At 43.7% G+C, this 7,493-nt stretch carries 2 protein-coding genes; both read left to right on the forward strand.

Translation table 11 applies throughout. From position 1 onward, the window contains the following. Positions 1–21 precede the first annotated feature (21 nt). Positions 22–3,141: a hybrid sensor histidine kinase/response regulator gene (locus tag AC1DPK_RS26015; RefSeq protein ID WP_477512098.1), complete on the forward strand. Its 3,120-nt coding sequence runs from the start codon at positions 22–24 to the stop codon at positions 3,139–3,141. Positions 3,142–3,511: 370 nt separating this feature from the next. Beyond that, positions 3,512–7,493 (forward strand): beta strand repeat-containing protein (locus tag AC1DPK_RS26020; RefSeq protein ID WP_477512099.1); only part of this gene is annotated, 3,982 nt, incomplete at its 3' end.

A 7,493-nucleotide genomic window follows, 5' to 3' on the forward strand; every position in this document is an offset into this window, starting at 1 on the left:
AGGCAAGGAGGCAACGATGGGATGAGAAAGCAATGGTGGACGATAGTTGTATTTTTCCTTATCGTTGTAGCTTTTCCAGTAAACGAGTTTTTTTATAATCAATCCATTGAGAAGAGTGCACCTCATTCAAGCGCTGGCACGTTGGATTTGCGGGAATGGAATTTCGAATCAGAAGGACTTGTCGCGCTGAATGGTCAATGGGAATTTTATCGTGGACAGCTGCTGCTGCCAGAGCAATTCGCAGATCCAGCTATTTCTCCTTATAAGAGGCCTGAACTAACAGGCCTCTTTCCTGTGCCAGCGGAGTGGAACAGCTATATAGCGGAGGACGGCAACCCGCAGGGAGCGGGATTCGGTACTTATAGGCTGAGAGTGGAGTTAAACAACACAGCAGAAACGCATTACGGAATACGAACGACAAATATCCGCATGGCTAACCGGATATTTATAAATGGACAGGAAGTGGGAGCAAGCGGAGTACCGGGAGTCTCAGATAAAGAAGATATCGCATCGAATATCCCCTATGTTGGATTTGTATCCGTAGATAGATCCTATGTTGAAATTATCGTACAAGTATCCAATTTCAACTATGCTTCGGGCGGCATCATCTATCCGATTTGGTTTGGCTATGAGGCTGATATTCGCAAGAGCCGCGACATCGCGTTGTTTGGTGAATTTATGAACATCAGCGGGTTTGCATTGTTTTCTATGTTTTTCCTTCTTTTGTTCTACATGCGCAGAAAAGAGCGCTCGTTGCTTTATTTGGCTTTATTTTGCTTAGCTCTGCTGCTCTATGTATGTACTCATGGCGAGAAGCTGATTGCACTGGTCTTGCCTCAGCTTAGCTACGATTGGATCATGAAGCTGCAGAACATATCATCAGCATTCGGTTATTATTTTTTATTGCAATATGTGAACGTGTCGGTACCAAGAGCTGTTAACAAGTTTGTGTGGCGGGCAAGCAATATTGCATCGATTATAGTCATTGTTGCAGCATTCATGCTGCCGACGATGCTTTATTCACAGTGGTTTTTGAAGGGAATAGGCCTTTCAGTATTTACTTTCGGAGTTGTGCTTTACACCCTTGTCAAAGGTGTTATGCGCCGATCGCGGGACGCCTATTTTTTGCTTTTGAGTGGGATAACCATTTTGGTATTTATAATCGTCAGTGTCATGCAAGTATTTGGTCTATTGGAAAATCATTTTTTCATCTCGTTTGAGCTGCTTATCTTAGTCATTGTTCAAGTAATCATGCTTGCTCGGCGTTTCTCTCACACCTTTAATGAGGTGGAAGAACTCTCTCGCAAGCTGTTGACCTTGGATGAATTAAAGGATGAATTTATGGCGAATACGTCGCATGAGCTTCGAACGCCGCTGCATGGTATTGTAAATATCGCAGAATCCTTGCTTGAGGGTGTAGCGGGGACGCCAAACACCGATCAGGCAAGACAGCTTTCTATGATTGTATCGACAGGTAGAAGATTGAATTATCTGATTCATGATATTTTAGATTTTTCCACCTTGCGAAACGGACAGCTTACACTGAATCGGCAAGCTGTTGATTTATCAGCAGCAGCGCAATCCGTAGTCGAGGTCATTGGGCATTTAGCCGATAAAAAAGGGGTAAGCCTGACGCAGGAATGGCCGAAGCAGATGCCGCTGCTCGATACTGATGAGGAGCGTCTGCGCCAAATTTTATTTAATTTGCTTGGCAATGCGGTGAAATTTACGCATCAGGGTGAAATTCGGATCTATGCGGAAGTTGTGGATTCATGGGTGAAAATCAGCGTTACAGATACTGGAATCGGCATCGCGGCGGATCGTTTAGACGACATTTTCAAGGCGTTTAATAGCGTTTCCACTGTGGATCTACAATCGGGCTATAGTGGCACCGGTATCGGGTTGAACATTACGAAGAGACTTGTAGAACTTAATGGCGGGCATATCGAAGCAAATTCACAGCTAGGTATGGGTTCAACGTTTTCGTTTACACTTCCTTCAGCTGCGCTGTCTGCTATTTCTGAGGTTGCTGCTGGTAAAAGCGGAATAGCAACGATTCAACCAGCATTAGCGCTCAATAAAACATTTCAAGCAGCGATGAATGGGAATGAAGTGATAGAAGATACACATTCATTCACTGTGTTAGTAGTAGATGATGATCCCGTAAACCTGCAAGTATTAATAAATGTATTGTCTATGGAAAATTATACAGTCATTGCGGTTGACAGCGGCGCTGAAGCGCTGGAGGTACTGTCCAGCGAGCGGCGGATTGATCTCGTGATAACAGACTGGATGATGCCAGCGATGTCTGGACTAGAGCTTTGCCGTAGGATCAGGGAACGATACTCGTTGTCTGAACTGCCTGTACTTATGCTGACCGCAAGAAAATTGGCAGGCGATATTCAAACGGGCTTTAGTGCTGGAATCAATGATTTTTTAACAAAACCTGTTGACGGTATTGTACTGCGTGCTCGTGTACGAACTTTGCTTGAGCTTAGACAGTCTGTTCAAGCGGCTATTCGATCGGAACTGGCTTTTCTGCAGGCACAAATTAAACCTCATTTTTTGTACAACGCACTCAATACGATTATTTCGATATGTCCTGATGATCCGGATAAGGCTACGGAATTGTTATTGAATTTAAGCCGATATTTACGCAGCAGCTTCGATTTCCAGAATCGTCAGCAGATCGTCAGCTTGGAGAAGGAGCTTGAGCTTGTTCAGTCTTATGTCAAATTAGAGCAAGCTCGGTTTGGCAAACGATTGAATGTTGTATATGAGGTGGACAAACAGCTGCGAGGATTTATTCCGCCGCTCAGCATTCAGCCGATTGTAGAAAATGCAGTTAGACATGGTGTCATGCAAAAGGCTGCTGGGGGCAAGATCGTATTGCGTATTCAAGAGGCAGAGGAGAAGCTAATTATTTCAGTTTCGGATAATGGAGTTGGCATCAAGCAAAGTGATCTTAGTACGCTATTGCTTGGGCAACGGCAGTTGTCAGGCGTTGGCTTAACCAATATTCACCGCAGGCTGCTCTCTTTGTACGGAAATGGTCTTGGTATTTCAAGCGAAGCAGGAGAAGGAACGACGGTGACCTTTGAGGTTCCGCAGATACAAATAGATATGAGCAAGACTTCGTAAAGTTTGAATGAATCGATAAGAGAGAAGCGCTTAGGTGAGTTAGAGTTTGAACCTAAGTGCTTTTTTTTCTTGAAAAAAACTGCTTGGAGAAAACATCATTTTATTGATTGATTCTGTATGAAATAAAACGTCATTTTATGTCGAAAAAAAGAGGATTTTATTCTATATTGTCGAATATCAAATTAGTTATAACACTGACATTTTTTGGTGAAAGGAAGGTTGGGAGGAAATTTCAACTGGATAGCATTTCATAGAAACGAATCGGAAGTTGAGTTCATTTACTAGAAAGGAGAATGCTAGATATTTTTTAGTTGAGTAGCAGCTGTATCAAAAGACACATCTTGTAAAATTCTAATTTGGAGTTGAATTTATGTATAAGCGTATTCGTTTTTTTCGCGCTCCCTTACTTCTTAGTTTTCTCGTTGTATTTTCTCAAATCGTATGGTTCTCATCAACAACATATGGAGCCGGATCGAGCTGGGATACATTAAATAATCCTATCAACAATACGAGCAACCAGTTTTTAGGAATGGGCTATGGTAACGGCGTTTATGTTGCAGTAGGAAGTAACGGTCTGATTGCTACATCTTCGGATGCTGCAAAGTGGACAACAAGAAGTACGAATAGTACTCAAAACTTAAATGAAGTGGATTATGGAAACAACGTCTATGTTGCAGCTGGTACAGGTGGTACGATTTTGTATTCTACTGATGCTGTTACATGGAATGCAGCAACATCCAATACGTCGAACCAGTTATTTTCTGTGAAATTTTTAAATGGTTCATTTTGGGCAGTTGGAGCATCCGGCATTATTTTGAAATCAAGTGATGGAAAGTCGTGGACATCCATTGCATCTGGAATTTCCAACGATTTGTACAACATCTCCTATGGAAACAGTAAGTATGTCTTAGGCGATGCAAACGGAAAAATTTATTATTCGGCCACTGGAAATCCATCAACATGGGGCGGAGGACAGCAGCTTAACAGTACATATTATAGTTCAATAAACTTTATAGGATTTTTAAATAATCATTTTTACGCTTTTGATTCCAGTCCAATACTTGCAAGCTACAGATCTTCAGATGCCATTACCTGGACAAGTACTCCTTTAGCTTGGCAGGCTTTTGCAGGTGCATATGGCAATGGCGTGTATGTTTTGTATAGCAATGCTAATACAGCTTTCACTTCTACGGATGGGGTGAGCTGGACTGAACGAACAACAAACTATGGAAACACGATGCAGGCTATTACATTTGGCAATGGAAAATTTGTTGCTGCAGGCAATAGCGGCTCTATCATGTATTCGCTTGATGGTATCGAATGGACAACGGTAACACCTAACATCACAGATGCGGTCTATAACAATGGTCTTTATGTTGCTGTAGGCTATAACAATTCGGCTACGATTGGCGGCACCATTTTTACTTCCACTGATCGAGTGAATTGGACAAGCCGGATAACGCCAACTGCAAATGGATTTTCAAGCATTGCATACGGCAACGGCACTTATGTAGCAGTTGGTTCGGGCGGTACGATCTATGTATCAAGTAATGCAACTAATTGGAATTTGGCAGCCTCTAATACGACAAGCAACTTACAAGGCGTCCAATTTGTAAATAATCGATTTATTGCTTTAGGAAACAGCGGAACGATTTTAACATCTAGCGACGGAACGGCGTGGACACCAGCTGCAATTACTGCAGGTCCGGCCATCACGACTGTTCTTTACTCTGTTGCTTATGGGAATGGAACATATGTTGCTGTAGGTCAAGGGTCCAGAATGGCATATTCATCAGACGGATTGAATTGGACTGCTTCCTCTTTAACAGGTTCATCCTTCATTTTTAGAAACGTTGTTTATGCAAATAATCTATTTGTTGCTGTAGGAGCCAGTGGTAAAATATTCACCTCGTCAGATGGCACCAGCTCGAACTGGACTAGTCAAGATAGTACAGCTACTGGTCTCTTAACAGGAATCGCATATGGAGCGGGACAGTTTATGGTTTCAGGTATTGGAGGGAAAATTGTATCTTCTCCGGATGGAGCAAGCTGGACTTCAGAAGCAACTAATGTAGCAGCTTTTCTTACAAATGTGGTTTATGACGGCAGTCGGTTTCTTTCACTTGGATATAATTTTACGACTATAGAGGCTGCTGCCGTAGTTTCTTCACCACCTCTGATTATTGGAAATCCTAGCAATGCAACGATTAATGAAGGCGGGAACGCTAGCTTCACGGTTGCTGCGTCTAATACGAACTCTTATCAATGGCAGGTAAATACGGGTGCAGGATTTTCAAATATTGTTAATAGTTCACCGTATAGTGGAGCGACTACGTCAACGTTAACTATAACGGGTGCGACAGTGGGAATGAATGGATACCAGTATCGAGTCATCGCTACGGGCAGCACAGCGCCTTCGGCAACCTCAAATAGTGCAACGTTAACGGTAAAAGCATCATCGATTGCTTCAACGATTATGTTTAAATCAAATGATGATATTGCTGGCGACGCAACCGTTGTGTCGGATGGGCAGGGCGGATCAGATGATATACCGGGTTTTGCGCTTGATTTTTCGGCCAAGGCTGCTGTAAACCCAAATAAAGATTTAGTTCTAACTTATGAAATTCCTTATCCGGATACAATTGGTGCAAGTGGACTATCTGCCGGTTATGCAGATAATGAATCCCAAAGTATATGGACGATTAAAAGTCGCAATTCATCTCAAAACTTCTCTTTAGAATCTATTACGCTAATCGATTCGGGCACTAAAGATGTCAAGATTGGTGCTTTTAATGATGATGTTCAGGTTGGAGAATGGGTCGATCTAACAATTAGTGTTGATCCTTGGAAGTTTACGTTCGATCACTCAAATGGATTAAACTTTTCATTTGACAATATTGATGAAATTCGAATAATTCCTCAAGATTCAGAAATGTGGACTTCAATTAATGACGTTCAAATTGGTGATCCTGTGACAAGGCCAGCTCCGTCGATTACAAGCAATCCAAGCAATGCAACGATCAATGAAGGTGACAACGCTACCTTCACGGTTACTGCATCTAATGCGAGTTCGTATCAATGGCAGGTGGACACGGGTGCGGGATTTACAAATATTAGTGATAATAGCGATTACACTGGAGCAACAACAGCAACTTTAGTTATAAAAAGTGCAACAGCGGGAATGAGCGGATACCAATATCGCGTAGTCGCTTCGGGTAGTACTACGCCTRCGGCAACCTCAAATAGTGCAACGTTGAAAGTAATTCCTATGAATGTACCTTTGGCAGACTTTGCTAGTTCGAGCAAGACCGGAACATCGGCGACATTTACATGGAGCGCAGCAACGGGTGCAACCGGCTTGGAAATTGAGCAATCCCCGGCAGGTGCAAACACATGGACAACGGCGACAACTGGCGGGCTTGCGACCAATGCAACAACAGCAACGGTAACAGGTTTGTCCGCCGCAACGGGATATGATTTCCGCCTAGTTGTAACAGGCGGAGCAAATGCTGGCAACTCGAATGTGGTGAATGTGACTACTAATTCAGTTGCATTGATAGACTTTGCTAGTACGACCAAGACCGGAACATCGGCGACATTTACATGGAGCGCAGCAACGGGCGCAACAAGCATTAAAGTTGAACAATCACCAACAGGTGCAAACATATGGACAACAGCGACAACAGGTGCTCTTTCCACGAATGCAACAACAGCGACAGTAACAGGCTTGTCGGCAGCGACAGGTTATGACTTCCGTCTAGTAGTTACAGGCGGAGCAAATGCTGGCGACTCGAATGTGGTAACGGTGACGACAAACCCGATTGCACTWACARACTTCGCGAGTGCRAGCAAAACAGGAACAAGCGCAACGTTCACATGGAGCGCAGCAACGGGCGCAACAAACATTAAAGTGGAGCAATCTCCAATAGGTACAAACACATGGACAACAGCGGCAACAGGTGCGCTTGCGACCAATGAAACAACAGCGACAGTAATAGGTTTGACCGCAGCAACGGGATATGACTTCCGCCTTGTTGTAACTGGCGGAGCAAATGCTGGCAGCTCGAACGTAGTAACGGTGACGACAAACCCGATTGCACTAACAGACTTCGCGAGTGCAAGCAAAACGGGAACGAGCGCTACGTTCACATGGAGCGCAGCAACGGGCGCAACAAATATTAAAGTTGAGCAATCACCAACAGGTGCAAATACGTGGACAACAGCGACAACAGGCGCGCTTGTGACCAATGCAACAACAGCAACAGTAACAGGCTTGTCCGCCGCAACGGCATATGACTTCCGTCTAGTAGTTACAGGCGGAGCAAATGCAGGCGACTCGAATGTGGTAGCGG

This window comes from Paenibacillus sp. 01T424 (genome assembly GCF_056398745.1).